General features: G+C 45.9%; 20 protein-coding genes. 13 read left to right on the plus strand and 7 right to left on the minus strand.

The window, feature by feature from the left end; genetic code table 11:
- Positions 1–192: 192 nt before the first annotated feature.
- Positions 193–999 (minus strand): helix-turn-helix domain-containing protein, encoded by an 807-nt coding sequence (locus AC1DPK_RS26065; RefSeq protein ID WP_477512108.1) that lies wholly within the window; start codon positions 997–999, stop codon positions 193–195.
- Between the two features lie 123 nt (positions 1,000–1,122).
- Between AC1DPK_RS26065 and AC1DPK_RS26070 the strand changes: the two genes are divergently transcribed.
- The 11 genes from AC1DPK_RS26070 to gcvPB all read left to right on the plus strand — a co-directional run bounded on the left by AC1DPK_RS26070 (position 1,123) and on the right by gcvPB (position 18,790).
- On the plus strand, positions 1,123–3,366 hold the full coding sequence (locus AC1DPK_RS26070; RefSeq protein ID WP_477512109.1) for an FAD-dependent oxidoreductase: 2,244 nt from the start codon (positions 1,123–1,125) through the stop codon (positions 3,364–3,366).
- Between the two features lie 315 nt (positions 3,367–3,681).
- Complete coding sequence (locus tag AC1DPK_RS26075; protein WP_477512110.1) at positions 3,682–5,388, plus strand: amylo-alpha-1,6-glucosidase; 1,707 nt, start codon at positions 3,682–3,684, stop codon at positions 5,386–5,388.
- A gap of 191 nt (positions 5,389–5,579) precedes the next feature.
- A complete protein-coding gene (locus AC1DPK_RS26080; RefSeq protein ID WP_477512111.1) occupies positions 5,580–7,328 on the plus strand; it encodes a sensor histidine kinase in 1,749 nt (582 codons plus the stop codon).
- Positions 7,306–8,523 carry a response regulator transcription factor gene (locus AC1DPK_RS26085; protein WP_477512112.1) on the plus strand — a complete coding sequence of 406 codons (1,218 nt, stop codon included), beginning with the start codon at positions 7,306–7,308 and terminating at the stop codon, positions 8,521–8,523. Before AC1DPK_RS26080 ends, AC1DPK_RS26085 begins: the two co-directional genes overlap by 23 nt.
- A 115-nt stretch (positions 8,524–8,638) precedes the next feature.
- A complete protein-coding gene (locus AC1DPK_RS26090) occupies positions 8,639–9,919 on the plus strand; it encodes an ABC transporter substrate-binding protein (protein ID WP_477512113.1) in 1,281 nt (426 codons plus the stop codon).
- Between the two features lie 29 nt (positions 9,920–9,948).
- Positions 9,949–10,926 carry a carbohydrate ABC transporter permease gene (locus AC1DPK_RS26095; protein ID WP_339203949.1) on the plus strand — a complete coding sequence of 326 codons (978 nt, stop codon included), beginning with the start codon at positions 9,949–9,951 and terminating at the stop codon, positions 10,924–10,926.
- On the plus strand, positions 10,923–11,735 hold the full coding sequence (locus AC1DPK_RS26100) for a carbohydrate ABC transporter permease (protein WP_441880857.1): 813 nt from the start codon (positions 10,923–10,925) through the stop codon (positions 11,733–11,735). Before AC1DPK_RS26095 ends, AC1DPK_RS26100 begins: the two co-directional genes overlap by 4 nt.
- A 53-nt stretch (positions 11,736–11,788) precedes the next feature.
- On the plus strand, positions 11,789–14,956 hold the full coding sequence (locus AC1DPK_RS26105) for a glycoside hydrolase family 2 TIM barrel-domain containing protein (RefSeq protein WP_477512114.1): 3,168 nt from the start codon (positions 11,789–11,791) through the stop codon (positions 14,954–14,956).
- A 2-nt stretch (positions 14,957–14,958) separates the two neighbouring features.
- Positions 14,959–15,741 (plus strand): SDR family NAD(P)-dependent oxidoreductase, encoded by a 783-nt coding sequence (locus AC1DPK_RS26110; protein ID WP_076270534.1) that lies wholly within the window; start codon positions 14,959–14,961, stop codon positions 15,739–15,741.
- A 42-nt stretch (positions 15,742–15,783) separates the two neighbouring features.
- Complete coding sequence (gcvPA, locus tag AC1DPK_RS26115) at positions 15,784–17,196, plus strand: aminomethyl-transferring glycine dehydrogenase subunit GcvPA (protein WP_477512115.1); 1,413 nt, start codon at positions 15,784–15,786, stop codon at positions 17,194–17,196.
- A 34-nt stretch (positions 17,197–17,230) separates the two neighbouring features.
- Positions 17,231–18,790: an aminomethyl-transferring glycine dehydrogenase subunit GcvPB gene (gene gcvPB, locus AC1DPK_RS26120; protein ID WP_477512116.1), complete on the plus strand. Its 1,560-nt coding sequence runs from the start codon at positions 17,231–17,233 to the stop codon at positions 18,788–18,790.
- Between the two features lie 131 nt (positions 18,791–18,921).
- Here gcvPB and AC1DPK_RS26125 read toward each other — a convergent pair whose 3' ends face one another.
- Together AC1DPK_RS26125 and AC1DPK_RS26130 are read right to left on the minus strand one after the other, a co-directional pair.
- Entirely contained in the window at positions 18,922–20,124 is a 1,203-nt protein-coding gene (locus AC1DPK_RS26125) for an MFS transporter (RefSeq protein WP_477512117.1), read from the minus strand.
- 24 nt (positions 20,125–20,148) lie between these two features.
- Positions 20,149–20,730, minus strand: a complete 582-nt coding sequence (locus tag AC1DPK_RS26130; protein ID WP_076270492.1) for a TetR/AcrR family transcriptional regulator — start codon at positions 20,728–20,730, stop codon at positions 20,149–20,151.
- 184 nt (positions 20,731–20,914) lie between these two features.
- Between AC1DPK_RS26130 and AC1DPK_RS26135 the strand changes: the two genes are divergently transcribed.
- Both AC1DPK_RS26135 and AC1DPK_RS26140 read left to right on the plus strand, forming a co-directional pair.
- The gene (locus AC1DPK_RS26135) at positions 20,915–21,331 is read left to right on the plus strand and encodes an Rrf2 family transcriptional regulator (protein ID WP_339203942.1); all 417 of its coding nucleotides are present in this window, start codon (positions 20,915–20,917) and stop codon (positions 21,329–21,331) included.
- Between the two features lie 98 nt (positions 21,332–21,429).
- Positions 21,430–22,296, plus strand: coding sequence for an SDR family oxidoreductase (locus AC1DPK_RS26140; RefSeq protein ID WP_477512118.1), 867 nt, complete (start codon positions 21,430–21,432; stop codon positions 22,294–22,296).
- 105 nt (positions 22,297–22,401) lie between these two features.
- Here AC1DPK_RS26140 and AC1DPK_RS26145 read toward each other — a convergent pair whose 3' ends face one another.
- The 4 genes from AC1DPK_RS26145 to AC1DPK_RS26160 are packed head-to-tail and all read right to left on the minus strand — an operon-like array spanning position 22,402 to position 26,499.
- Positions 22,402–23,511: a GerAB/ArcD/ProY family transporter gene (locus AC1DPK_RS26145; protein ID WP_477512119.1), complete on the minus strand. Its 1,110-nt coding sequence runs from the start codon at positions 23,509–23,511 to the stop codon at positions 22,402–22,404.
- A gap of 26 nt (positions 23,512–23,537) precedes the next feature.
- Positions 23,538–23,780 carry a hypothetical protein gene (locus AC1DPK_RS26150; protein WP_441880865.1) on the minus strand — a complete coding sequence of 81 codons (243 nt, stop codon included), beginning with the start codon at positions 23,778–23,780 and terminating at the stop codon, positions 23,538–23,540.
- 2 nt (positions 23,781–23,782) lie between these two features.
- Positions 23,783–24,955 carry a Ger(x)C family spore germination protein gene (locus tag AC1DPK_RS26155; protein WP_477512120.1) on the minus strand — a complete coding sequence of 391 codons (1,173 nt, stop codon included), beginning with the start codon at positions 24,953–24,955 and terminating at the stop codon, positions 23,783–23,785.
- Positions 24,955–26,499, minus strand: a complete 1,545-nt coding sequence (locus AC1DPK_RS26160; protein WP_441880867.1) for a spore germination protein — start codon at positions 26,497–26,499, stop codon at positions 24,955–24,957. Before AC1DPK_RS26160 ends, AC1DPK_RS26155 begins: the two co-directional genes overlap by 1 nt.
- Positions 26,500–26,726 lie beyond the last annotated feature (227 nt).

The following is a 26,726-nucleotide window of genomic DNA, read 5'->3' on the forward strand; positions in this document are numbered from 1 at the left end:
TTGAGTAATCCCCTTTTTTGTGGTATACAGGCTAGACCCGAATCTCGCGGAAGCTTCCAGCAATCTTATTATTATAATCATAGCCCAGTCCATTCGGACTGGGCTTCTGTTCTGGAACCATTTTCTGCATGCTATCTACTAGATAGGCACTTTTTGGAGAACATGTCAGTCAGATTGAGCCTTTTCATATCGTTATACTTTGTTATTTTTCCGATAGTCAGATGGACTGACTCCGACACGTGACGAGAAGATACGGCTGAGATAATATCCGTTGTCATAACCGCACTGTACAGCAATTTCCTGCAAAGTATAATCGCTTTCCATTAAAAGAGATTTTATTCGATTGATTCGTAAGGATGTGATGTACTCGCTAGGATTGACAGAAAAAGTTTGTTTAAACTTTCTCGTCAACTGCACAGCGCTTAAACCAAATTCAGCGGCTACTCTATTGATGTTGAAAGGTGTATAGGCGAGTGTTTGCAAACGCTCGAGTATGGCTTCAAGCATAGGATCTTCCGCGCTTGGCATGGATTCCTGAAATGGATTGAATTGATCGCTGGCAAGCAGGAGGATATCGTGAATAATCGTATTCTTCCAAAGCTGCGCTTGTTGATTCGAATGCCCCGATAGCTTACGAAGCATTCGAAGATTAGATTTTAGGCGATCCGGGTCCCCGATAATTACTTGGCCATGTGGATAGCTTTCTGTCGTTGTGTGAATGTTGGTGTTCGTTTCGGCTAAATGAAACAAAATAAAATGAAAAGTTAACTTCTCAAGCGTTTCTCTATGGAATGCAATATGAGGAGGGCATATGACGATACTGCCGAAGCTGGATTCCCCCTCTTGGCTTTCAAGCTGGAATGAAAATCGGCCACTTTCAGGTATGAACATAACCCAGTTGGCGTAAGTGTCCACGGAAAGCTGGAATCGATCGATATTTTGCCAATAGTTATAGGATATTACAGTCGGTGTGTGCGACCATAGAGCGGGATGATCCATTCTTATAAACTCCTTGAAATAAAGTATATCCTTGAAGTAATTATAGTGCATTTTCTTATACTTTGAATAGCAATATATTTGAAATTGAAGATACACACAACTTATATTCAGGGGGAGATTGCCATGAGAAATGAGTTAGTGAAGACGGATATTACCGTAGTTGGAGCCGGATTGGCAGGAATATGCGCGGCTATCGCCGCGGCAAGATTGGGCTTGAAAGTGGCGTTTGTTCATAACCGTCCAGTGCTGGGGGGCAATTCCAGCTCGGAGGTGAGAGTGTGGGTATGCGGTGCAACCGGTCATGGAGTAAATCGTTATGCCCGTGAGACGGGGATCATGGGAGAGTTGTTCATCCAGAACCAGTACCGCAATCCCGAGGGGAATCCTTATTTGTGGGATTTGACATTGCTGGAAGCCGTTCGCGCGGAACCGAATATCAGCTTGTACTTGAACACAGACGTCCGGGAAGTCGAAGCGGATGGAGAGCTTGAAGAGCGGATTATTCGTGCTGTTACCGGATGGATGATGGGCTCGGAGCGGCTTATTCGCTTCGAGAGCGAAGTGTTCCTCGATTGCACGGGAGATGGGTTGGTCGGTTTCCTAGCGGGAGCCGCCTATCGTCTAGGGCGTGAAGCGCAGCACGAATACGAGGAAGATTGGGCGCCAGAGGTTGCAGACGACATTACGTTAGGCAGCACCCTGCTGTTCTACACGAAGGATACCGGCAAGCCGGTTCGTTTTGTCGCTCCGTCATTCGCTAAGGACATTTTGACGACATCCATTCCGATCAAACGAGTCATACGCAGCGGTGATTCGGGCTGCCACTATTGGTGGATTGAATGGGGTGGAGAGCTGGATAGCGTTCATGAGAACGAGCGAATCCGCGATGAACTGTGGTCGGTCATATATGGGATATGGGACTATATCAAAAATTCGGGTCAATTCGATGCGGAGACGATGACGCTCGAATGGGTTGGCTCGATCCCGGGCAAGCGAGAGTACCGCCGCTTTATCAGCGACACGGTGTTGAATCAAAACGACATTATGGCGCAGCGTCCGTTCGACGACAGCATCGCCTTCGGTGGATGGTCGATTGACTTGCATCCCCCTCAAGGCATGTATGCGTCTGAGAGTGGATCTAAGCATTTGCATGCGGATGGAATCTACCATATTCCGTTCAGCTCTTTGTATTCAAGAAACGTAAGCAATCTGTTGTTTGCCGGACGGAACATCAGCGCGACGCATGTTGCTTTTGGCACGACGAGGGTAATGGCAACTTGCGCGGTAATAGGAGAAGCTGCGGGGGCAGGCGCCGCGTTGTCCGTTATGAAAGGCGTTACCCCGCGCGAGCTGCGTGAGTACCATATTGCCGAACTTCAGCAGATCTTGCTTAAGAGTGACGCTTCGATTATCGGATTACGGAACATGGATGCATTGGACTTGGCTAGGAGAGGAACCATGAGCGCTTCGAGTACTTTAACGCGAATTTGCTTGGATCAGCCATCGGAGGCGTACCCCCTTGCAAAGGACGTCGGTTTGCTATTTCCAATTGAAGGTGAGATGGGACAGTTCGAGCTGCTGCTGTCGGCAAGCGGGGAAAGTGAGCTTACCGTTGAGCTGTGGGATACCGGACGTGCGGAAAACTACGTTCCGGCAACGTTGCGTCATAGTGTGAAGGTGAAAGTAAGCACGGGTGAGCGGCAATGGGTCGAGATTCCGCTCGTGCAGGGTAGCGATGAACCGGCGAAAAATGCATTTATCATCGTCCGTGCAAACGACCGAATCAGCTTGTTCAAGTCGGCTGTTCCGCTAACCGGCGTACTCGCTTTTGAGAGCATGCATACCGAACACTCCAGTCGCGATGATGACGAGCGGTATACGCCTGTCACCGAATGGAGCATGAAGCGGTTGGTTCGCGAGCCATTTTGTTTCTCGGCGGCAACGGGAGCCTATGCTGCGAGCAAGGCAACCGATGGTTACGCAAGACCGTTCGGCGGACCGCATATTTGGGTATCTGAACCGCTGAAAGCCGGTATTGACGAATGGATTGAGGTTGATTTAATCGAAGCGACGAATGTGTCCGAAATCCATGTGACCTTCAATGACGATGTAAACGAGGATTTAATTAACCTTCATCATCACGAAACGCCTTTTTTAGTTATTCCGGAGCTCGTCAAAGACTACCGAATTGAAGCTTGGGCAAACAACGGATGGACTGTTTTGCATAGAGAAACAAATAATCGAATAAGAAAAAGAGTTCATTCCATAAATGAAGTACAAACCAATAAGTTAAGATTGGTTGTCGAAAGTACGAATGGCAGCCCGCGAGCGGAAATTGTGGAGATTAGAGTATACAGTTGTCAATGATAATGCTGAATCTAGAAAAAAGAGGGTGCCTTTGCCAATCTCATGGCAGGAGGACATCCTCTTTCTGATTGTATTGTAAAAATGGGGGACATGGCTCCACCAAATAATGATTCAAGTATACGATTAAATTTAAGAACTATTTTGAATAGCGATTCGAACAAAAGTACTGCATTCATCGAACAAAACTCCCCCGTCGTGATTAACAAAGCCTCTAACGAAACAAATTTCCCACCCATCAGAAACAACTGTCCGTTTTTTCCGAGAACTCCTTTCGATACAATGAAAGCGTATACTATTCCGTAAAGGAGATTAGATATGAACTTTGACTTAAGTTTAGTACCTTTCAGTCGAAGAGAATCGTTCCTAGCGATCTCCATTTTGCCTGAAGCCAAAGATAGACAACAAGGCCTATATATGCGCACCGTGCGCGGTGGCGATGATAAATTCGGCGAAGCTTTCCATATCGATATGCTCGATGAAAGCGGCCAATCTGTATCTTTCCTGTCCAAAGCTTCCCCAGAGCGGATTCAGTTAACATCGGAACGCGGCTTAACGGCAGAAATTTGTATATCTGACAGCCGGACATTCCGTGTTCACGCGAACGGCTGCGGAATTCGCTTGACCTTCCGTACGGCCGCTTACGATTATGCCTATCAAGCGTCACCTAGCAGCTGGGAAGTAAACAGCTTCACCCATGAATGCAGGTTCATGCTTACTGCGCTTGTTGGCGAGCTGCGAATGGAAGTCCCATGGGACAAAATCAAAAGCTCATATGTTATCGCAAGTTTCTTGCCGGACAATAATACAAGTAAATTAGAATTTGCTATTGAAGAGTTTAGGACCATTTTGGAGCCGCGAATGGCTTGGGAACCTTTTGATGATGTCGTTAAGCAAGTGAAGGAAGAGTTTAATTTGTGGTTGGATAATAGTTTAACGCTGCCACAACGCTGGGAAGAAAGCCGAGTACTTGCCGCTTATATTACGTGGTCCTGCCTCGTTCCGGCAGAAGGTTGTCTCACACGGCCAGCGATGTATATGTCAAAGAACTGGATGACGAACATTTGGAGCTGGGATCACTGTTTTAATGCAATGGCGCTTGTTCGCCATGATCCGAAGCTGGCATGGGATCAGTTTATGATTTTCTTTGACCGGCAGGATGAGAGTGGGCTTATCCCGGATTTCATCAACGATAAATATGAACTGTGGAATTGCAACAAACCGCCGATTCATGGATGGACACTTGCTTGGATGATGGCACGAACGGACTTTATCAAGGAGGCGCAGCTTCAAGAGGTTTATGGGCCTTTGTCCAAATGGACAAAATGGTGGTTCAACTACCGCGATGGCGATAGCGATGGCATTCCGCAATACAATCATGGCAACGACTCCGGCTGGGATAACAGTACGGCTTTTAACAATGGCATTCCGGTAGAGAGCCCAGATTTAGCAGCTTTTCTTATTCTTCAAGCAGAGCTTTTAGCTGAAATTGCTGAACGGCTCGGTCATGTGGAAGAAGCAGTCGAATGGAGACAGCTTGCTGAGGGAACAATGAAAAAAATGATCAGCCATTTTTGGAAAAATGGTCAATTTACAGCCTGCCGATCAGGTACGCATGAGCTATCAGAAGGAGACAGCCTATTATTGTTCGTTCCAATTATATTGGGCAAACGTCTACCTGAGCATATCCGTACTGCACTGCTAGAAGGGCTGCGTGATGAGAACAGATTCTTAACTTCTAATGGCTGGGCGACGGAGAGTGTGAATAGTCCTTTCTATAGTGCTGACGGCTATTGGCGCGGTCCAATCTGGGCGCCCTCGACTATGATACTGGTTGAAGGTGCTGCCGCAGCAGGAGATCTTGAGCTTGCAGAAATGGTCTCACGCCGGTTCTGCGACATGCTGGACCGAAGCGGGATGGCCGAAAATTTCGATGCGATGACGGGTCAAGGTTTACGTGATCGAGCGTTTACATGGACGTCGAGCGTGTTCCTCATTTTGGGTAATGAGTATACAACCGAATGAATCACTGCACTTCCAATAAGCCAATAGTAGGCTGACGGGAGGTGCTTTTGACGTTTATGGGAATGAGATCTCATTTGTGATTGGTGGGTTGTCGTCCACAGCATATTTGCTGGAATTGCTTCTCATTGTTCGGTAAAAGAGGTCCATGATACACTTCAAGTATTATGGAGTGGAGGAGGAAGGATGTAATTATGTTGAATCATGTACTTAAGAAACTTAAACTTCCTCTTTTGTCTGGCTCTTACCGGAGCATACGAACCAAGCTGCTCTTCTGTTTTCTCATTGTGACCATTATTCCGCTGCTCTCGCTTGGAGCTTTGTCTTATTACCAATCCGCGAAGGTCATTAATTCTCAATTTGGCAAATATGGAGATAATGCAGTGGCTCAATTGGAACAGCAGATGAGCTCTTATTTGAATCGAATGAATCAGACAACAGAAACTATTTATTCCTATTTGCTTGATCCTGCGCGCGTTGATCTAAGTGATCATGTACCTACTACGTATAAAGATATCATGGATAAAAATGATTTCGAAGCACTTTTGAAAGCGCTTAAACCCGATCGAACGATTGGAATCTATATTATTACCAGTTCCGGCTATTATTATGGGGAAAATAATCTTGATGTATCCAAGCTCAGCCTTATTCCCGCATGGCAAGCCATGAACAATTCGATTGGTGGCAAGTATTGGTTAGGATTTTACTCTCAGAACCATGCTATGGGCGAAACGATGGAGAACGGGATCTCATTGCTTGGCTTGGCAGTACCGGTTAATAGTCCTTACGGAGCGCTGCGAGGCAGTAAAATATTAATTGAAGAAAATGCCGAAGATCTGCTTCATATGTTCCAGCTGTTCGAGAATGATACGAAGGCACATCTCAAAATTGATGATCCACAGGGAAGGATTATCTATGAGACGGCAACCGCCTTCCAACCCAAAGAGAGTGACATCTTATGGACTAAAACTCTTGCTGTTAATGGGTGGAGCATTGAGGCAAGATTGCCTGCTGCATCCTTTTATCGCTCTTCCGACATTATACGGTCGAATACCGTCATCGTCGCTTTTGGCTCCTGTCTGCTGGCCTTTGGACTCGCATACTTGTTCTCTTCCCGGTTTACCGCACGGATTCGCCGCCTTAAGGATGCGATGCAGAAGGTAAGCTTCGGAAAGCTGCATACGAGGACTCAGGTTGAATCCCATGACGAGCTAGGCATCTTGGATACAAGTTTTAATAATATGGTCAGCGGGATACAATCGTTAATTGGCGAAGTTGAGCGGAGCGAGCGACTTAAGAAGGAAGCGGAGCTTAAGGCTTTCCATTATCAAATTAATCCCCATTTACTGTTTAACACGCTTAATTCGATTCAATGGAAAGCGAGACTGCAAGGAGCAGAAGAAATCCGTCAGATGCTGTATCACCTTACGATGGTGCTTGAGGGTAATTTGGATATCTCACAGGAGTTGATTTCTATGGAACGTGAGCTTCGGATGATTGATCATTTTTTGAAAATTCAAGAAGTGCGCTACGGTTCCACGTTCGAGTATGTGCTGGAATGCGAGGAGCATTTGAAACGCTATCTGATTCCTCGAATGACGCTGCAGCCATTGTTCGAAAATATTTTTTTCCATGGCTTCGAGGATGGCAAGGGTGTGATCCGTTTGACTGTACAGGAGAAAGGAAATCATTTATTGCTTAAGTTATCTGATAACGGAGCTGGCATTTCGCCAGATAAGCTAAAGCTTTTATTGTTGACCAATATGACGAATCGCAAGGGCCGAGGAGGACTTGGGGTGCAAAATGCCGATCAGAAATTCAAACTGCATTTTGGCCTGCAGTATGGGTTAACCGTACAATCGATTCAGGGTGAAGGGACTACGATCATCATTGAATGGCCCAAAAAGGAGGATAACCTGCATGGAAGCAACCAAGATGATTAAGGTGTTAATCGCAGATGACGAAAGTATTGTCCGCAAAGGACTTCGCTCAACCGTTCCTTGGGATAAATATGGAATGGAAGTGGTCGCTGACGCTCCAAACGGCCGCAAAGCCTGGGATGCTTTTCTTGAACATCAGCCTGAAGTTCTCATAACAGATATTGTCATGCCCGAGATGGATGGCATCGAATTATCACGGAAAGTAAAGGAGAAGGCTCCTCATACAAAAATAATTTTACTCAGCTGCCACCGGGATTTTGAATACGCGCAGCAGGGCATGAAGCTGGGCGCATCAGGTTATCTGCTCAAAACCGCCTTCGAGGACGAAGAGCTGGAAGGAATGCTGGCGAAGTTCCAGATTGAACTGGGGGCGGCTTCGGAATCCGCGGTGCCTGAAGAAAATGGCATTGATCAAGGAGAACGCTTGAGTACCCTGTTGTACGCTTGGTTGAATGGACATAACCATAAATTTATTGGCGAGATGGAGAAACGCACTCGCGAGGAGTGGTCTTTCCATGGCGAGCCTGTCTATATCTATTTGGTCAAGACTTCAGGCTGCGAGTCATCCTGGCTTGATCTATTGAAGAGAGTGACATACGAGGATCAAAAAATTTGTGAAGGGACGATTATTCCTTATGGGGAGGAACGGTGCTACTGTATCGTCCCGCAATCTAAATTAAATGTCTTGGACATGCTGCTGGTGGAGCAAAAGAGCAAGAATACGAAGCTGCAGTGGGCCAAAAGAGGGCCGCTCATGCATGCGGATGAACGACTTCAAGCATGGTCAGCGCTTCATAAAGAAGCAGAACTGGAGAAAGCCCACAGCGTATCCGCGGTGGATTGGCCAGAGGCAATTTGGCGAGCAGTTAACTTGCTGCATGATAACCCAGCGGCAGATTGGTCAGTCAGCGACGTGGCCAAACAGGTCGGCCTTAGCCGCAGCCATTTCTCGATCCTGTTCAAAAAAGCAGTAGGAGACAGCTTTGTCGCCTATCAGTATAAACGCAAGCTGAAATTGGCATATGTGTTATTGAAAGAAACGACGCTTACGATGCAGGACATAGCCGAGCGTACAGGGCTTGGCGATAGCAAATATTTCAGTAAATGGTTCAAGCGCTGCACGGGGCAAACGCCCAGCTACTACCGTACCCAACAAAAAGGCAGTACGCTCCAAACAGATGTGCACCTTCCCAAGTAAATCGAACAAAACCACACCAACATTCGAATGTTTAACGGTTTTGTAGCGCTTTCATTTTTATTAAGATGAAAGCAGTTCAATTACGAAGTACTACACGGATAGGGGAGCTGCCAGAATGAAGAACAAAATTTCTCTTATTATTGTTACGACGGTTATGACTGTGACAATGCTTACAGCATGTTCAGGTAATAACGAAAGTACAAATGGCACGACAGCGAAGCCTGATAATGAAAAAGGTTCTACAGCTTTGAAAACGCTTCGATTCGCCACATGGGATACTGGGGATGCGCTCAAGATTGAGCAGGATATCGCTAAGAAGTTCGAAGCCAATCATCCTGGCACGAAGATTCAGGTAGAGGCTTACGCAGATGGATTTGACCAAAAGCTGGCTGCAGGCTTCGGGGCTACAAATCCTCCCGATGTCATGTACATGTGGGATTTTCCAACCTATCACCAGTCGCTTGAGCCGCTTAACAGCTATGCAGACAGTGATGCGGACCTGAAAAAGGATGACTTCTACAGCGGCCTATTTAATTACGCGACAATTGACAACAACCTTTATGGCATTCCGGCAGGCTTCACGACACGTGTTGTGTACTACAACAAGAAAATGTTTGATGATGCGAAGATTCCTTATCCGAAGGATGGCTGGACATGGGATGAGTTTCAAGAAATCTCCAAGCAACTGACGGACAAAACAAAGAAGCAATATGGCTTCGGAGTTCGAGCTGAGAATGACACTTATGATCTGCAAGGGTTTGTATGGAGCAATGGCAGTTCCTATATATCGGATGACGGTAAAACAATAGAAGGTTACATGAACAGCAGCGAAACAGCAGGTGTGATTCAAATGTTTGGCGACATGTTAAAGAACGGCTCTGCCGTGCTTGCAGGTGGTAAAGGTCAACAAAGCGGCGAGGATATTTTTAAAGCTGGCAAAATTGCTATGTGGGAGAGCGGAATTTGGCCGCTCGAATCTTTCAAGCAAGCTGGCATTGATGTAGGCACCGTGGAGATGCCAGCATTTCCAGGCAAGCAAGTTAAAGGCGTTGTCGCAGAATCTGCGCTGTCCATTGCGAAGGATTCCAAGCAAAAGGATTTGGCTTGGGAATTTATCAAATATTATGTATCGAATGAAGCGATCAAGATGCGCGTAGCTGATTTGCCAGTAAGATTAAGCGTCGTGGAAGAGCTCAAAAAAGATCAAGATCCTCTGTACAAGCCGTACTATACGATGCTTGAACGTTCTGATAATACACCGGCTTTCCTGCTTAGCGCAAAGTGGAATGAAGTGAATAGACAGCTTTCCGCGGCAGTAGAAGCAGTTATGCATGGCAGTAATGCGCAGGAAGCATTGAATCAAGCCGTAAAAGATAGCGAGCGTTACTTGAAATAACATTATAGATGCAGAAAGAAGGTTAGGAGATGGCTCAGACCTACCCACAGACAGCAGGAAAACATTCAGCCAGCCTGAAACGCAGATGGGGTGGGGCTGTGCCCTACCTCTTCATTTTTCCATGGATCTTTGGATTCCTCGTTTTCACTTTGGGACCGTTGTTGTTTTCACTTATTATTTCTTTTTTTGATTGGCCGATCGTGGGCAAGGTGCAATTTATTGGATTTGGCAATTATGTAGAAATGTTTACGGATGATCCGTTGTTTTGGAAGTCATTCGGCGTCACGATTAAGTTTGCAGCGCTATTTGTTCCGCTCAATATTGCAGTTGGGTTGGGACTTGCGATTCTTCTTAACCAGAAGACACGGGGCAGCGCGATTTTTCGAACAGCATTTTATTTGCCTTCTGTCATCTCAGGTGTAGCTTTAGCAATGATCTGGTCTTGGGTGTACAGCGGTGATTATGGCATATTGAATTATTTTCTGTCACTCGTCGGTGTACAAGGCCCGGACTGGCTGAATGAAACACAGTGGTCTCTTGTGGCCATGGTTGTCGCAAGCCTATGGGGACAAGGCGCAATGATGCTCGTCTTTCTCGCTGGGCTCAAGGGAATTCCAAAGGATCTTTATGAATCCGCATCAATTGATGGGGCAGGTATGATCAGGCAGTTCATCAGCGTAACGATTCCGCTGCTAACACCGACGATTTTGTTCAACCTAATTACTTCTATTATAGCGGCATTTCAACAGCTCACTCTCGCGTTATTGCTCACGGGCGGAGGCCCTATGAAATCTACGTACTTCTATGCGATGTACATGTATGAGAATGCGTTCAAGTTTTTCAAAATGGGTTACTCTGCTGCAAACGCATGGTTTATGTTTCTTATTGTGCTCACATTGACTTTTTTTGTATTCAAGTCGTCAGAGGCTTGGGTGTTCTATGAAGGCGAAATGAAACGTTTGCCGGAGAAGAAATTGAAGTCCAGTGGAAAGGGGAGATCCGTATGAGGCGGATCATCGTTTATACGCTGCTGATCTTCTGCTCGCTGATGTTCGCTGCCCCGTTATTTTGGGCGGTGACGACCGCTCTAAAGTCGCAGACGGAGCTGTATCTGTTTCCACCCAAATGGATTCCTTCGGTTTGGAAATTCAGCAACTTCGCCAATGCGTGGACGACACAGCCTTTTAACTTATTTCTGAAAAATACGCTAATCGTAACTTCGTTGTCTACGATTGGCCAGTTGATATCCTGTACTCTAGTAGCTTACGGGTTCGCGAGATTTGATTTTAAGGGACGCAATCTACTTTTCCTAGTTGTACTAGCGACGATGATGGTTCCTTGGGAAGTGACAATGATTCCGCAGTATATGGAGTTCAACTATTTGGGATGGATTAATACGCTTAAACCGCTTATCGTACCTTCTTGGTTCGGTTCAGCTTACTTCATTTTCCTTCTGAGGCAGTTTATTCTTACGATTCCGCGTGAGCTTGATGAGGCGGCAACTATAGATGGGGCGAGCAAATTTGGAATTCTTGTGCGGATTATAGTGCCGCTTATGGGACCTTCGCTCATTTTAGTCGCTGTGTTTCAAATTATGAGCTGCTGGAATGATTATCTGGGGCCGCTTATTTTCCTTAATGATCAGTCGAAGTACACACTGACGCTCGGATTAGCACAGTTCAAGGGCATGTTCGGCGTCGATATGCAGTCGATTATGGCGATTACTTGTCTCATCTCGATTCCTCCGCTCGCTGTATTTTTTTTCGCACAGCGTTATATTGTCGGTGGAATAGCAGGTACGGGGATTAAGGGATAGGCTGCATGAATAGATAGAGTGATAGAGATAGGTTTAGGAGAGGAGCGGCATCGATGCGAAACGAGAAAATAGAACGCGATTGGGATAACCTTGCCATACTTGCACGTGGACGTGCGAAAAGCCGATCATATTTCATCCCGTATTCCGATCGTGCTGGAGCTTTGAGCTATGACCGAGGGAGCTCCCCTTGGTTCCGCTCATTAAATGGCAGTTGGAAGTTTCATTATGCGAAGGGGCCTGAGTGGGCACCGGATGGATTTTATGAAGACCATTATGATACATCTAGCTGGGATGATATTCAGGTTCCAAGTCATTGGCAGCTGAAAGGTTATGGAAGTCCGCATTATACAGACTTGTATTATCCATTCCCTGTTGATCCGCCTCATGTACCGAATGATAATCCAACAGGCAGCTATATACGAGAATTCGAGCTGCCTGCACATTGGAATGGAAGAAAGCTTGCCGTCAAGTTCGATGGCGTAGATAGTGCCTTTCATTTGTGGGTTAATGGGACATTCGTGGGATACAGCCAAGGAAGCCGATTGACATCAGAGTTTGATTTGACGCCTTATGCGAAGACGGGTATCAACCGTCTAGCTGTTCGTGTATACCAGTGGTCGGACGGCAGCTACTTGGAAGATCAGGATATGTGGTATATGAGCGGTATTTTTCGAGATGTATATTTGATTTCGGAGCCATCAGCGGTTCGTATTGTGGACTACCGAGTCGTTACCGATTTGGATAGTGAATACTGCGATGCGATGTTATCGGTACAGGTGGAACTGAGTGGTGAGGATCTGCRAGGTGAAGTTCGGCTGGAGCTGCTTGGCCCTGAAGGTGCATTTGTTTGTTCAGCGATGAATCCAATTGCTTCTGCTGATGGTCAGACTTTCGTAGCAAGTTTCGCCATTCCAATTGTGAAGCCAGCCCTTTGGAGTGCGGAAGCTCCTGCTTTGTATCATCTGACAATTAGTATTGTGGATCAGAATGCACAAATGATCGAGACCGTTGCTCAGCGGGTGGGCTTCAGGAAGATAGAAGTAAAGAACGGCCAATTTCTGGTGAATGGCAAAGCCATTTTGCTCAAAGGCGTAAATCGTCATGACCATCACCCTGATACGGGACGAACAGTCACCCTATCGACGATGATCCAAGATGTGAAAATGATGAAACAGCATAACATTAATGCGGTTAGAACGGCACATTATCCGAATGATCCGAGATTTTATGATATTTGTGATGAATACGGTTTGTATGTTATGGAAGAAACGGACTTAGAGACACATGGCTTCGAGCTTTTGGGCAATATTGCTAAGCTARGCGATGACCCAGCATGGCAGGAAGCGTATGTGGAGCGGATGAGGCGTATGGTAGAGAGGGATAAGAATCATCCTTCCATTCTGTTCTGGTCGCTCGGCAACGAGTCTGGCTTTGGCTGCAACTTCCGGGCAATGTCGGAATGGTGCAAACAAAACGATCCGACCCGCCTTATTCACTATGAAGAGGATCGTGAAGCAGAAGTGTGCGATATCGTGAGCACGATGTATTCCTCCGTAGAGAAGATGGAAGGTTTTGGTCAGCTGGTTGATCATCCTAAGCCGCATATCCTATGTGAATTCGCTCATGCGATGGGGAATGGTCCAGGCGGTCTCAAACCTTATTTTGATACCTTTGATGCTCATCGAAGATTGCAGGGCGGCTTCGTATGGGAATGGATCGATCACGGCATTCGCAGGAAAACAGCCGATGGCAAAGTTGATTATGCTTATGGTGGTGACTATGGCGATGTTCCTAACAACAGCAATTTTGTTATTGATGGCCTTGTTCGACCAGATCGAACGCCTTCACCCGGACTCATTGAATATAAGAAGATTATCGAGCCTGTCAGAGTCGACTATATAAATAATGATCGTATACGAATTACGAATCGGTATGACTTCCTAACGCTGGATCATCTATATGCAGATTGGAATGTGACAGTAGAAGGACGGATTGTCCAAAGTGGTGTACTTTCGCTGCCTAGGATAACACCCGGTGAAAGTGCAGAGCTTCGTATTCCTATGCGAAATGATTCGCAGTTGTCCTTATCCGTGGAGGGGGCGGAGCGCTGGCTGAATATCGGCTTCTCGCTTGCAGCATCCTGCATGTGGGGAGAGAGAGGGCATGAGATCGCATGGGCGCAGTTTGCCATTGAACCTGCGCGGAGCTGCTCAACAACCCGAGCTGTCGGGGATTATGCCAATGAAGGATTGACTTTGGCAGCAGCCGTAAGTTTACCTATTCCTAGCTTATCGTGCATGGAGGATGGACGACAGATTAGCATGGGGAACGATTATTTCAATTTGATATTCGATTCACGGCAATCAGGGATCAGCTCACTCCGAATAAACGGACAAGAGTTAATAAATAAAGGGCCGCGTCTCAACTTCTGGCGAGCCCCGATTGACAACGATATGTATGTCCTGCCCGATTGGCGCAAGGCGCATCTCGATAAGCTGACGGAACGAATCGATGATTGCCATTGGGAGCGATTGAATGAAGGGACGATTCGGATCAGCTGGTCCTCCCGAATTGCTCCGCCTGTCTATGATTGGGGCTTCCGCTGTGAAACGACTTACACTGTAACAGGCACAGGCTTAATCATGATTGATGTGCATGGCGTACCTGAAGGGAAGCCGCCTGCTATGCTTCCTAAGATTGGATTTCAATTGGAAATGCCGTCAGAAATGGATAATGTCAAATGGTATGGCCGTGGTCCGGGAGAAAATTATTCCGACAGCAAAGAAGCAGGAAGATTTGGTGTGTATACAAATTCAGTTGATGAACTATTTACCCCATATATCTATCCACAAGAGAACGGGAATCGTATGGATGTTCGCTTTGTATCTATTACAGATAGCAGTGGAATTGGGCTGCTGGCGACAGGTGTAAAGGCGCTTGAGTTCAGCGCTCGACGTTATACGGATGGCGACTTAGAAGCAGCGCAGCATGCGAGTGATCTTGTTCCGCGGGATTTTATTACACTTAATTTGGATTATCGCCAGAATGGTCTTGGCAGCAATAGCTGTGGACCTTCTCAATCACTGGAAAACAAAGTTGCGGCAGAGGAATTCCGTTTCAGACTGCTGCTGAAGCCTTATCTTTCAGAAGATACGGCTCCCGAGAGGCTCAGCCATCACATGAGACAGGAAGCGAATCTACTACAACAGGAGGAGAAATGATGATGCTTCATACACAAGACATGCTTAATCTATCGGGAAAAGTAGCCGTAATCACCGGAGGCGCCTCTGGAATTGGACTTGCGACAGCTGAACTTCTTGCCAGCTTCGGTGCAGCAGCTATCCTTATTGACATTAATGAGGCGATGGGTGAGCAGGCGGTTAAAGGAATAAGGGAAAAGGGAGGCCAAGCGAGCTTTCAGCGCTGCGATGTGACCTCTTCAGCAGATTGCCAGCGTGCAGCAGCAGAAATTGATTCTGCTCATGGCCGAGTAGATATCTTGTTCAACAATGCTGGCGTTATTCGTCGCAAGACTGTCGTGGAGCTGGAAGAACGCGACTGGGATCTCGTTTTGGATGTTTCCTTGAAGGGTGTCTATCTGCTCTCCAAATATATCATTCCTATCATGGAACGCAGCGGTGGAGGAAGTATCATTAATTCGGGTTCGGGCTGGGGTCTAAAAGGCGGAGATCGGGCTGCAGCTTATTGCGCAGCCAAGGCTGGTGTCGTGAATTTGACGAGGGCGATGGCTATCGATCACGGAATCGCCAATATACGTGTGAACTGCGTTTCACCTGGCGATACGGATACTCCTCTCCTGCGCGATGAAGCAAAGCAGCTGCAGCAGGACGAGGCAGCATTCCTTGTCGCCTCTGCCAGCGGTCGTCCGCTTGAAAGGCTTGGAACGCCGCGTGATATTGCGAATGCGGTTCTGTTCTTAGCAAGCGATATGTCTTCTTGGGTAACAGGAAGCGTGCTCGTTGTGGATGGCGGCGGTATTGCTTAAGAACGAACGGCTACAGGATACAACTAATTCTGACAACGATGAATGGAGGCGTTTATTTTGCCTAAGAACAGAACGTATGCCCATCCTTATATACCGAATACGGTACCTGAAGTTCGCGAAGCGATGCTGAAGGAAATTGGACTCACCTCGATGGACCAGCTTCACGAAGGCATACCAGAGAGCTTAAAGCTGAATCATGAGATGAACCTTCCTCCAGCGATGACGGAATATGAGCTGCGCCGTCATATCGATGGCCTGCTTGCAAAAAATAAGCATGGTGCAGCTTATCTGAATTTTTTAGGAGCAGGCTGCTGGCAACATTTTATTCCAGCTGTCTGTGATGAGATCAATCAGCGTTCCGAATTTGTAACGGCTTATGCAGGTGAACCCTATGAAGATCATGGACGCTTCCAAACGTTGTTTGAGTATCAAAGTTTGATGGCTGAGCTAGTGGATATGGATGTCGTAAACGTCCCTACTTTTGACTGGGCGCAAGCTGCATCAACTTCGATTCGGATGGCAGGGCGTATGACAGGGCGCAAAGTTGCCTTGCTTCCAAGGTCGGTTGATCCTGACAAAGTGATGATCATCAACAATTATTGCACGCCTGTGATGGAGCTTCGATTCGTTGAAATCGACGAGGCAACGGGCAAAATGAGCTTAGATGATTTGCGCAGCAAGCTATCGAGCGATATCGCTGCGGTTTACTTCGAGAATCCTGGTTATCTAGGTATTATCGAAGACCAAGGGCATGAAATATCAGAGCTTGTGCATTCGGTAGATGCGATTTCGATCGTTGGTGTTGATCCCATCTCCCTTGGCGTTCTTCAGCCGCCTAGCCAGTACGGCGCTGATATCGTATGCGGAGATTTGCAGCCTCTTGGAATGCACATGAATTATGGCGGGGGGCAAGCCGGTTTTATTGCGACCCGTGATGAAGAGAAGTATGTCATGGAGTATCCATCAAGATTGTTCGGCATTGTGCCTACTGAGGTAGAAGGCGAGTATGGCTTTGGCGATGTGGCATATGAGCGAACTTCCTTTGCGCTGCGTGAGAAAGGGAAGGAATCTGTTGGCACCCAAACTGCATTGTGGGGAATAACAGCTGGCGTCTATTTGTCCTTGCTTGGACCGACCGGCATGCAAGAGGTCGGAGAGACGATCATGCAGAAGTCGCAATATGCAGCGAAGAAGCTCTCAGCTATTCCAGGCGTTTCTCTTCGATTCGGAGAAGCAGCCTTCTTTAAAGAGTTTGTTGTTGATTTTAATCATACTGGTTTAACGGTCGCTCAGATAAACGCTCAGCTTTTGGAAGCAGGAATTTTTGGAGGCAAAGATTTGTCGGCTGCATTCCCGCAGTGGGGACAAACTGCACTGTACTGCGTGACGGAAATTCATTCGCAGCTTGATCTAGATCGACTGGCAGACACGATTCAAACGATCGTTCGCAAATGAGGTTTGACTTATACAGAGGAAGGACGAAAGCGCCATGAAACGAATTCGCAGGGACCATAAAGTCCGAAATTTCCATCAAGCCAAATGGGATGAGCCGATCATATTTGAACTCCATCGTCAGGGCGAGCGAGGTGTCATTCCGCCTGGAACTGAGGCTGGGATTGTAGCTGAGGTAGGAGATGGTACCCAGCGCATACCTGCATCCATGCGTCGCAGCAATGTGCCAGGGCTTCCCGAGATTGGTCAAGCAAAAGTACTTCGCCATTATTTGCGCCTCTCGCAAGAGACACTGGGCTCCGATTTGAACGTTGAGATCGGTCAAGGTACTTGTACGATGAAATATATTCCGCGCATTAACGAAATGCTGATCCGCACGCCGCATATGACGGAGCTCCATCCGTTGCAGGATGCAGGTTCTGTTCAAGGCATTTTAGAAATTTTCTATAAAATGGACCTGGCCATGCGTGAAATTAGCGGAATGGATGCCTTCTCGTTTCAGCCAAGCAGCGGGACGCAGGCTTTGCTCGCGATGGCTTCCATCGTTCGTGCATACCATGATTCGCGGGGCGAAGGAGATCAGCGGGATGAAATCATTACGACGATTTTCTCCCACCCATCTCAAGCTGCAACAGCTGCAGTTAAAGGCTACAAAATCATTACGCTTCATCCGGATGAAGACGGATTCCCTGATTTGGAGAAGCTGAGAAATGCGATATCTGAGCGGACCGCTGGATTTGTCGTAGCAAATCCGGAAGATACCGGTATTTTCAATCACCGTATTCGCGAGTTCACCGATTTGGTTCATGAAGCGGGCGGCATTTGCTTCTATGATCAAGCTAATGCTAATGGTTTGCTCGGTATAACCAGAGCGAAGGAAGCTGGCTTTGATATGTGTTTCTTCAACTTGCACAAAACCTTTGCTGCTCCTCATATGTGCGGCGGTCCAGCTACAGGTGCGCTAGGCGTGAGCGAAGCGCTTAAACCTTTCTTGCCGGGGCCGCTCGTTGATTATGTTGATGGCCAGTATGTATTAGCGAATCAGTCAGAAAGCAGTATTGGCAAAGTGCGCAGCTTCCATGGTGTTGCCCAAACGGTGCTTCGTTCTTATGCTTGGATCATGAGTTTAGGTCCAGATGGACTAAAGGATGTTGCACAGACTGCAGTTCTTAACAATAACTATCTTTATCACAAAATACTGCAAATACGCGGAGCAAGTGCACCCTACATCAAAGGTCGCCGCCTAGAGCAGGTTCGTTACAGCTGGAAGCAGCTTACCGAGGAAACGGGTGTCACAACCGAGGATATTACTCGTCGGATGTGCGATTTTGGCCTCCATTATTGGACTTCCCATCATCCGTATATCGTGAAGCAGCCATTCACCTTAGAGCCGACAGAGTCCTATTCCAAAGAAGATTTGGACGAATACATTCACGCGCTGGAGCATATCTCGAACGAAGCTTATACGCAGCCGGAAATTGTGAAATCAGCTCCCCATAGCAGCACCGTACACCGAAATGATGAATCATCCCTCGATGATCCGAAGCAATGGTGCATTACGTGGCGGGCTTATTTAAAAAAGACGCAACCCGAATAAAAATTTCTAATTAATGACAACTAATATTTTTGAAAAAATCCGATGTCTTTCAAAAAGACGTCGGATTTCTTTTTTATAATGCGTATTGTGAAGAAGGAAGATGCGTTAGTTGTTCAATAGCGTTCCATACATTATTTTGCCAAGCTGCCAGCTGATTGTTTTTCTTTCCACATCATCGTAATGACAAGGCCAATCAACATGATGACAGCAGCAAAGAGATAAGGATAGTTGATGTTTACATCAAATAATATTCCGCCAAGCGCAGGTCCGACGATATTGCCTAGGCTAGTATAGGTGGAATTCATTCCAGCGATAAAGCCTTGTTCTTTCTCGGCTGTTTTGGATAAATAGGTCGTTAATGCTGGCCGCAGTAGGTCAAATGCGAGAAAGATAAAGGACGTGACTATCAAAACAGCTAAAAAGCCGGAGATCATGGTGGATACTACTGCAAAAAATACGCCAGCAATCAAGCATATTTGGATAAGTTTTTTCTCACCGAGTTTATCCACCATCTTACCAAACATAAAGACCTGAACGACAACGCCGAAGATTGCACTAATTGTAATAACGGCTGCAATATCTTGAGGAGTGAAACCAAATTTATGATCAGAAAAAAGACTGAATACTGTTTCATACGCTGATAAGCCAAAGGCCAGTACAAACACAATTATAAAGGCGATAATGTATTGTGGTTGAATCGATCGTTTCAAATCAGATACAAAGTTGGTCCCTTTTTTGAGCTGACTAATTTCCAGAAGTTCCTGTTTGGATAGCGGTTCTTTTAAAATARACAGGGATGAAATACAGGTTATTAATGCGAATCCAGCTGCAAAGTAGAATGGGGCGCGCACGCCCAGCTCAGCAATAAAACCTCCGATGCCAGGACCAATAATAAAACCGATACTAATCGCGGCAGAAATATAACCCATCGCTTTGGGCCTTTCCTCCACAGAGGTAATATCAGCAACAAAAGCGGTTACGGCGGGCATAATAAATGCACCACTAATACCTCCTAAAATTCTGGAAAAGTAAAGAACGGATACATGTGTGCCAAGTCCAAAGATTACCTCTGATATGCTGAAGAGGAATAAGCCGATAACGATCATTTTCTTCCTGCCGAAAGTGTCAATCCACCGTCCTGCAAGGGGAGACATGAGTAATTGCGCAAACGCAAAGGCCGCCATTAGATAACCCATCGATTGGCCTGATAAATGCATAATATTCATAAAGGATGGCATAACCGGGACGATTAGTCCCACGCCTAGAAAAACAATGAATATATTACTTAGTAGGATAAATAAGACGGTTTTTTGTTCTTTCAATGGTTTCTTCATGAAGTAATACCTCTTTCTGTAAAATCATAGCTGTGAAATACCTCTCCAAAATACAGTCCATGAGGCATTTAATTTATCCTGTAGACGTTTTTCATTATTCCCATAAGCAAGCTCTAACATCATGGAATCAACAACACCTAAGAAAGCAAGCGTAGGGATGGAGGCTATATCTTCCCTAATGGCTTTCGCCGCGATCCAATCATGAAATTTGCCTTCGAGTACGGTTTGAATCTTATTTTCCGAGTCGAATACTTCCTCATTAATGGCTGGCGCCAAATGGAGAGGCGGAAAAAAAGACATACGCAGCCAAAACTTCAACTGCTCGCTCTGTTGAAACAAATCAATGACTAATTGCAGGTATCCAAATAAATCCTCTTTAGGGTTTTGGGTACCCACTTTACTCAAATAGTTTAGCTTCGATGAGACCTCTGCTTCTTTAGCATCTTGTAATACTTGTAGAAATAGATCATCTTTTCCTTTGAAATGAGCATAGAGAGACTGTTTTTTCATTCCGACATTGTCGGCAATTTGAGACAGAGATGCACCCTCATACCCATGAATTGTGAAAAACTTTAAAGCAATGTCTTTAATTTCTTGGCTTTTCAATAAGATCACCTCACATTAACGAACGTTCGTCAGTTATATTATCAAAAATTTTTTTCTTATGCAAATGAAAATTGCTTTGGCAGGCTAAAAAAGCTGGTTTTGAATATAATAAGCTTATCTTCTTCTAAAGGATTGACAATCCGCTTCGTAGTAACTACAATGGTTACAACGGTGGTGATGCTAAGTGAAACAAATTAGTAGCAGATTTTCCATTGCTGTCCACATCCTTTCTCTAATCGCCGTTAGCTCCAATGATTGTACGGGCGATTATATTGCAGGCAGCGTGAATACGAATCCTGTCATTATCCGCAGAATTATGGGGATGCTCAAGAAGGCAGGCTTGGTAGATATTCGACCAGGAGTCGGAGGCGCTTCCTTGCTGAGAGATCGGGATGAGATCACACTTTTGGACGTTTACCGTGCCGTGGAAGTCATTGAGGATGGTCAATTGTTTAATTTTCATGATAATCCGAACCCAAAGTGTCCGGTTGGCCGAAATATTGAAGCAGCTCTTCGTTTGGAAATGAAGGAAGCTCAATCTGCAATGGAACAAAGGCTAGCTCAAGTAAACTTAAGCCAGCTCGCAGCTCATTTTGTGTAACAAAAAAGCTCATTGAGCTTTTTTTATACCCAAGTTGTAACCAAGGTGGTTATAACGAAGGGTAATCATAATACATTAAACTAAATGGAGGAATTACGATGAAAATTTTGGTGACAGGTGTAACAGGGAAATTGGGATCAATTGTAGTAGAGACTTTATTGGAGACTATACCGGCAGAGAATCTGGCTGTCAGCGTCCGCAATCCGGAGAAAGCTGAACACCTTCGTGCGCGGGGAGTGGATGTGCGTCATGGGGATTTTGACCAGCCACAAACGCTAGATAAAGCGTTCTCGGGCATCGACCGTCTATTGATCGTATCAACTGACGGCGATAACGAAACGAGAATTCGTCAGCATGCCGATGCCGTAGCAGCCGCTCAGCGCGCTAATGTTGGTTTCATTGCGTATACCAGTGTAGGAAATGCAAGCGAGAGCTCACTTTTTCTTGCGCCAGTACATCGTGCTGCAGAGGAAGCGATTAAGAACACTGGAATTCCTTATTCCTTCCTGCGCAATAACTGGTATTTGGAGAACGAGATCAGCAGCATTCAAGCGGTCCTTGGAGGTGCGCCTTGGCTGACATCAGCGGGTTCAGGCAAAGTAGGCTGGGCAACGCGTCGCGATTATGCAGTGGCAGCTGCGGCGGTGCTCGCTGGCGAAGGCCACGAAAATACCGTTTATGAGTTGTCCGGCAAGCTTACGACGCAAGAAGAGCTGGTTTCCATTCTTGCCGCTGTCTTGGGACGGGAAATTCCTGTTCAACAAGTGGATGACACTGCTTATGCCAGCATCATGAGCAGTGCAGGCGTACCTGAACCGGTTGTTCCTATTCTGGTTCAGATTCAAAGTGCGATTCGCGATGGAGCATTGGAAGTGGAAAGCAATGATTTTCAGAAGCTGCTTGGTCGTCCAGTCACGCCGCTCGAAGAGGCTCTCCGTCAAATCGTAAACGAAATTCAGTCATAATTAAGAGGTAAATCAATTCTAGAGGTTGTCCCAGAAGGTCTTAAGTGACCGATGGGACTGCCTCTTTTTTATTAATTGCTAGTTTGAATAACAAGTCAATGACAACTATTGCTTCTTACTCCGTTTTCTATGATGCTTAATCACTGTGAGCACTAAAATCAGAAGAACGGGTAAGGTATAGGCAAAATTATTGAGCAGCGGCCATGTCACATTGACGAACTCCTCCAATTGAGATTCCTTCGTATAGGTGGTTAACGACAGCATGAGGCAAATGAATGCTACGGGAAATACGACCAAGCGTTCATTTTTCAAGCCTAGAAGTTCTTTCAACATTTTGATCAGGATGAGCAGGAGAATAGAAGCTTTGAAATAAAAGCCTATGATGAGCGAGAATCCGATGATGGATTCAATTCGCTCGATTACCTCCTGAAACGATATTAGCCGGGCTAGTTGGTACAAAGAGTATTTCAAGTCACCGGACAGTGGTCCCAGTACCATAATGCTGCTTATGACCGAGGCAATCAGCGTCAAGGAATTGATTACAAGCGCAAAGTACATATGTTTGCGCAGCTGAGCGTTCTCATCCTTGCGTACAAACGATAGGATGACCGAAAATACGACCATCTCGGAGTAGGGAAAACCATAAACTACATAAGAGGCGTTCAGGATTGGTCCAATTCCATCTGGCATCACAGGGAGCAGATATTGCGTGTTATACAGGTTTGAGACCAGAATCAAGATAAGAACAATACAGCCGAACATCAGAAACATTAATACAGCTGCCATCCGAGCAATGACCTCGATTCCTGCCATCGCTGTTACTCCGATCATAATGAAAAACAATGTGCTTACAGCATAGGTAGGGGTTTCTTTCATCATCGTATTCTTGAAGAAGATTCCGATTTCAATGACAACGCCCGAAATATTCCAAAGCAATACTAAGGTGAAAGGGATCAATATCAAGAAGGTGAGTCCCTTTCCCAGCACGGAGCGACCTTGCTCAATCAACGAAAGCTCTGGGGCTAGCCGGTTTAAATAAAGGATAGCAGCCAGCAAAAGCATGCCTGTCGCCGAGGCGATGAGAAGAGAGATCCATGCTCCATTGCCTGCAATGTTCGTTAAGGGTGCAGGGACAATGACGATGGAGGAGCCTGTCATGAAAAAAAGGAACAGCATGGACATTTGAATCGAACTGATACGTTCTTTTTGTTTCATGGGGTCTCCTCCAAATTTTATAAAACTCACGTATGCAAGGGATTGAGCCAACGAATGAATAGTTTAGCTGGTTCGGTAAATAAATTGAAAATCATATCGAGGCTAGGCCATGGCTTAGCTATTAAAAAGATAACAGCAAGATAGAGGAGCGGCGCCAACATCGCTATGTACACAAACCGATCTCGTTTGCTTGCGGCTTTCACTTTCGGGATGTCATGGATCAGCATAGCGGATGCTAACAGCAGGACGCAGATGAATTTTCCTAACACATCTAGTGCTCCTTTTTCCCAAATATCGTACCAGCGTTCATGCCCGTACTTAACACATGAACTTGAACGTGGGTTTGAAATTGCATTTGAGCAAGCTTATCCTCCCAAATGGGTTCTAATTGTTTCCATAGTTTCGGGTTGTTCCGATAAATTTGATTGCCGATTCCGAGCACATCAACTTTTTTTGCCTTAAAGGTACGGATTGCATGTTGAATCTGATGTTCGATCTGCTCCTTAATCGTTTGTTCAAAACGCTCCATATCTTGCTTGGTTTTCAGGTTTGAGCATCGTAGTTCTCCGGTTGTACCTTCAATCGTCATTTGGATGTCGACGGTTACATTCTCATCTGTCACTTTCGAAACCAATTGACTGTTGAAGTTGATTATTTCAAGCGATTCTTTGTTGTAGAGCTGTTTCTTTTTTTCATGATTCATGCAAGGGAATTCAAATACTCCATACTTATATTTGTCTGTCAGCATCATCAGCGTTTCGGTGTCTTTTTCCGTAAGAACCCCTACCATTCTCCCGTCTTGAATCAATGCGACCCCGGAAATTGACGCTTTATTGTCCAAGCTATTTTTATGCAGGTAAGGCATAGCAGAGGTTTTGGAGGGGCTGCTTAGCTGAATAGCGAGATCATATAGCGGAAGGTTAGACGTTTTCGCGGAATAGAGAGCTCCGGTCGTCTCCATCTTTCTATACTGTTGACCAATGGTCTGCTCGATAAACGGTTTAATATCCAAAAATGCTGCCGCCGATTTCTCAGCTATGATGGGAAGAATAGTGCCCCGTGGCTCATGGTCTCTTGAGAAAAAATCAAGCACTTCACGGATGTTCAACGTTCTGGCTAAATTCTCTTCGATGATAATGACTCGCATATGATCCCATTTGGCTTTACGTCCGAATTTTGCAGGGATCTCTCGCATCGCTTCAAAAAAGGTTTCTCCTGTTGTTCGAATATTAATTCCTTTCGCTGCTATACTCGTTGCTGGATCAGTCTGCATTTTGCTGGAAGGGTTATAAAAGTGAGTCGTAATATCGACAAAATCACCCTCGCCTCGATCAATCGATATCGCTTGCACATAGCCATACTCGTCCAGTTCATTATTATCCCAGCATCCAGTAATCAAGGAAAGAACAAGAAATGAAGCGAGAAAGGAGAGGAGTGGCTTCACTATGATTTCTTCCTTCCTGCGGATTTTTTATGTAGTTGTCGACTCCGAGGCGAATGAACCAGCAATCGTCTTGGCAGCACAAAAATCGCATCTCGCAGCCTTTTCAAATCCAGTGGTGCAAACGAATCTAGATAGGGCTCACCTAAGGATCGTAGAGTCGCTAGATGAATGTAAATGAGAATTAAGCCTACCATGATGCCTAGCCCTCCAAACGTCGCTGCGAGAAACATTAACGGAAAGCGCAAAATCCGCAGTGCGATGGCCATGTTGTATTGAGGAAGCGCAAAGGAAGCGATGCCGGTCAAGGCCACGACAATGACCATGACCGGAGATGCAATCTGTGATTGAATAGCTGCTTGACCGATAACAAGCGCCCCAACTATGCTGACGGCCGAACCGATCGGCCGAGGCAGACGAATGCCGGCCTCCCGCAGCAGCTCAAAGAAAAACTCCATAATTAACGCCTCAATCATAGCCGGGAAAGGGATACCTTCCCGTGTATCTAAAATGGCTAGCAGGAGAACCGTCGGTATGAGTTCAGAGTGGAAGGTTGATAACGCGATATAAGTGCTGGGCAGCATAAGCGCTATGAGGAACGCAGCCAGTCGAATCAATCGAATTAACGAAGAAAAAATCGTCCGATAGTAATAATCCTCGCTGTTTGTAAAAAACTCAATGAATTTTCCTGGACAGATAAGAACCGATGGGCTTCCGTCCACTAACGCAATGATTTTGCCATCCAGCAAAGAAGTAACCGTCGTATCCGGGCGCTCCGTATACCGAACTTGCGGAAAAGGGGAGTAGTTGGAATCATTAACCCACTCTTCCAGATAGGAAATATCAATCATTTCTTCTTGATCTATACCCTCAATCTTTTGCTTAAACGCTTCTAATGTCTCCGGCTTTACGACGCCTTCCAAATAGCCGTAGGACACTTTTCTGTGAACCTTCTCCCCGGATATAAAATACTCAAATTTAAGTTCGGGCGATTTCAGCAAGCTTCGAATGACACCGATATTGCGATCCAAGCTTTCAATGAAGCTGACATGCGGGCCTTGAACGGTAGGCTCCGTAATGGGCTCTGAGGTTTGACGCTGCTCGACATCAAGGGCAAAATAGGCGATAGCCTTAGGCCATCCGTCAAAAAAAATGACGACTTTGCCGTCCAGAATGCCTCTGACGGCTTGTTCCATTTCGCTCATAAGCTCAACGTTAGGGGAAGCGATGCCATGATTCTCAAAATAATGGATAACATCTTTTATCGTTACCGTCTCGGCAGGACCAAGCTCATGCGGCACCAGATTTTGCAGCGTATCCTTTGCAAAATTCGTAACGGTCGTTTTCGTTAGCGTATCGAAGTAGACGGTAAAGGCTGATTGCTCCAAGCCCTGTCCATAACTCCAGCGATGTATTATCAAGTCTTTGCAGTTGGCAAAAAAACCTTCGATCGCGTTCAAGTTTTCTTCCAGATGGGGAGAAATGTTCGGGTAAGAAGGCTTGTCGGATGTAGTGTGATTAGGTGAAAAATTGGGCGATTTCCGCATGCGAGTCTCCTATCCGAAGTGAAGTGTCGAATGATTACATCTTTTCCCTGTTGAGGAAAAGATATTCGGTTGTCATTGGATTGGGGGGAGGGGAGGAGCCAATGTCTATTCTGTTTACCTGTTATATTTTATTGCATGTATGAGATTGACGACTATAATAGGTTTAAAGAAGAGGGGATTGCAGCGAATGTATTCCTAGATTTATTACCGGGTCTAAACATCGTTGG

Source organism: Paenibacillus sp. 01T424, assembly GCF_056398745.1.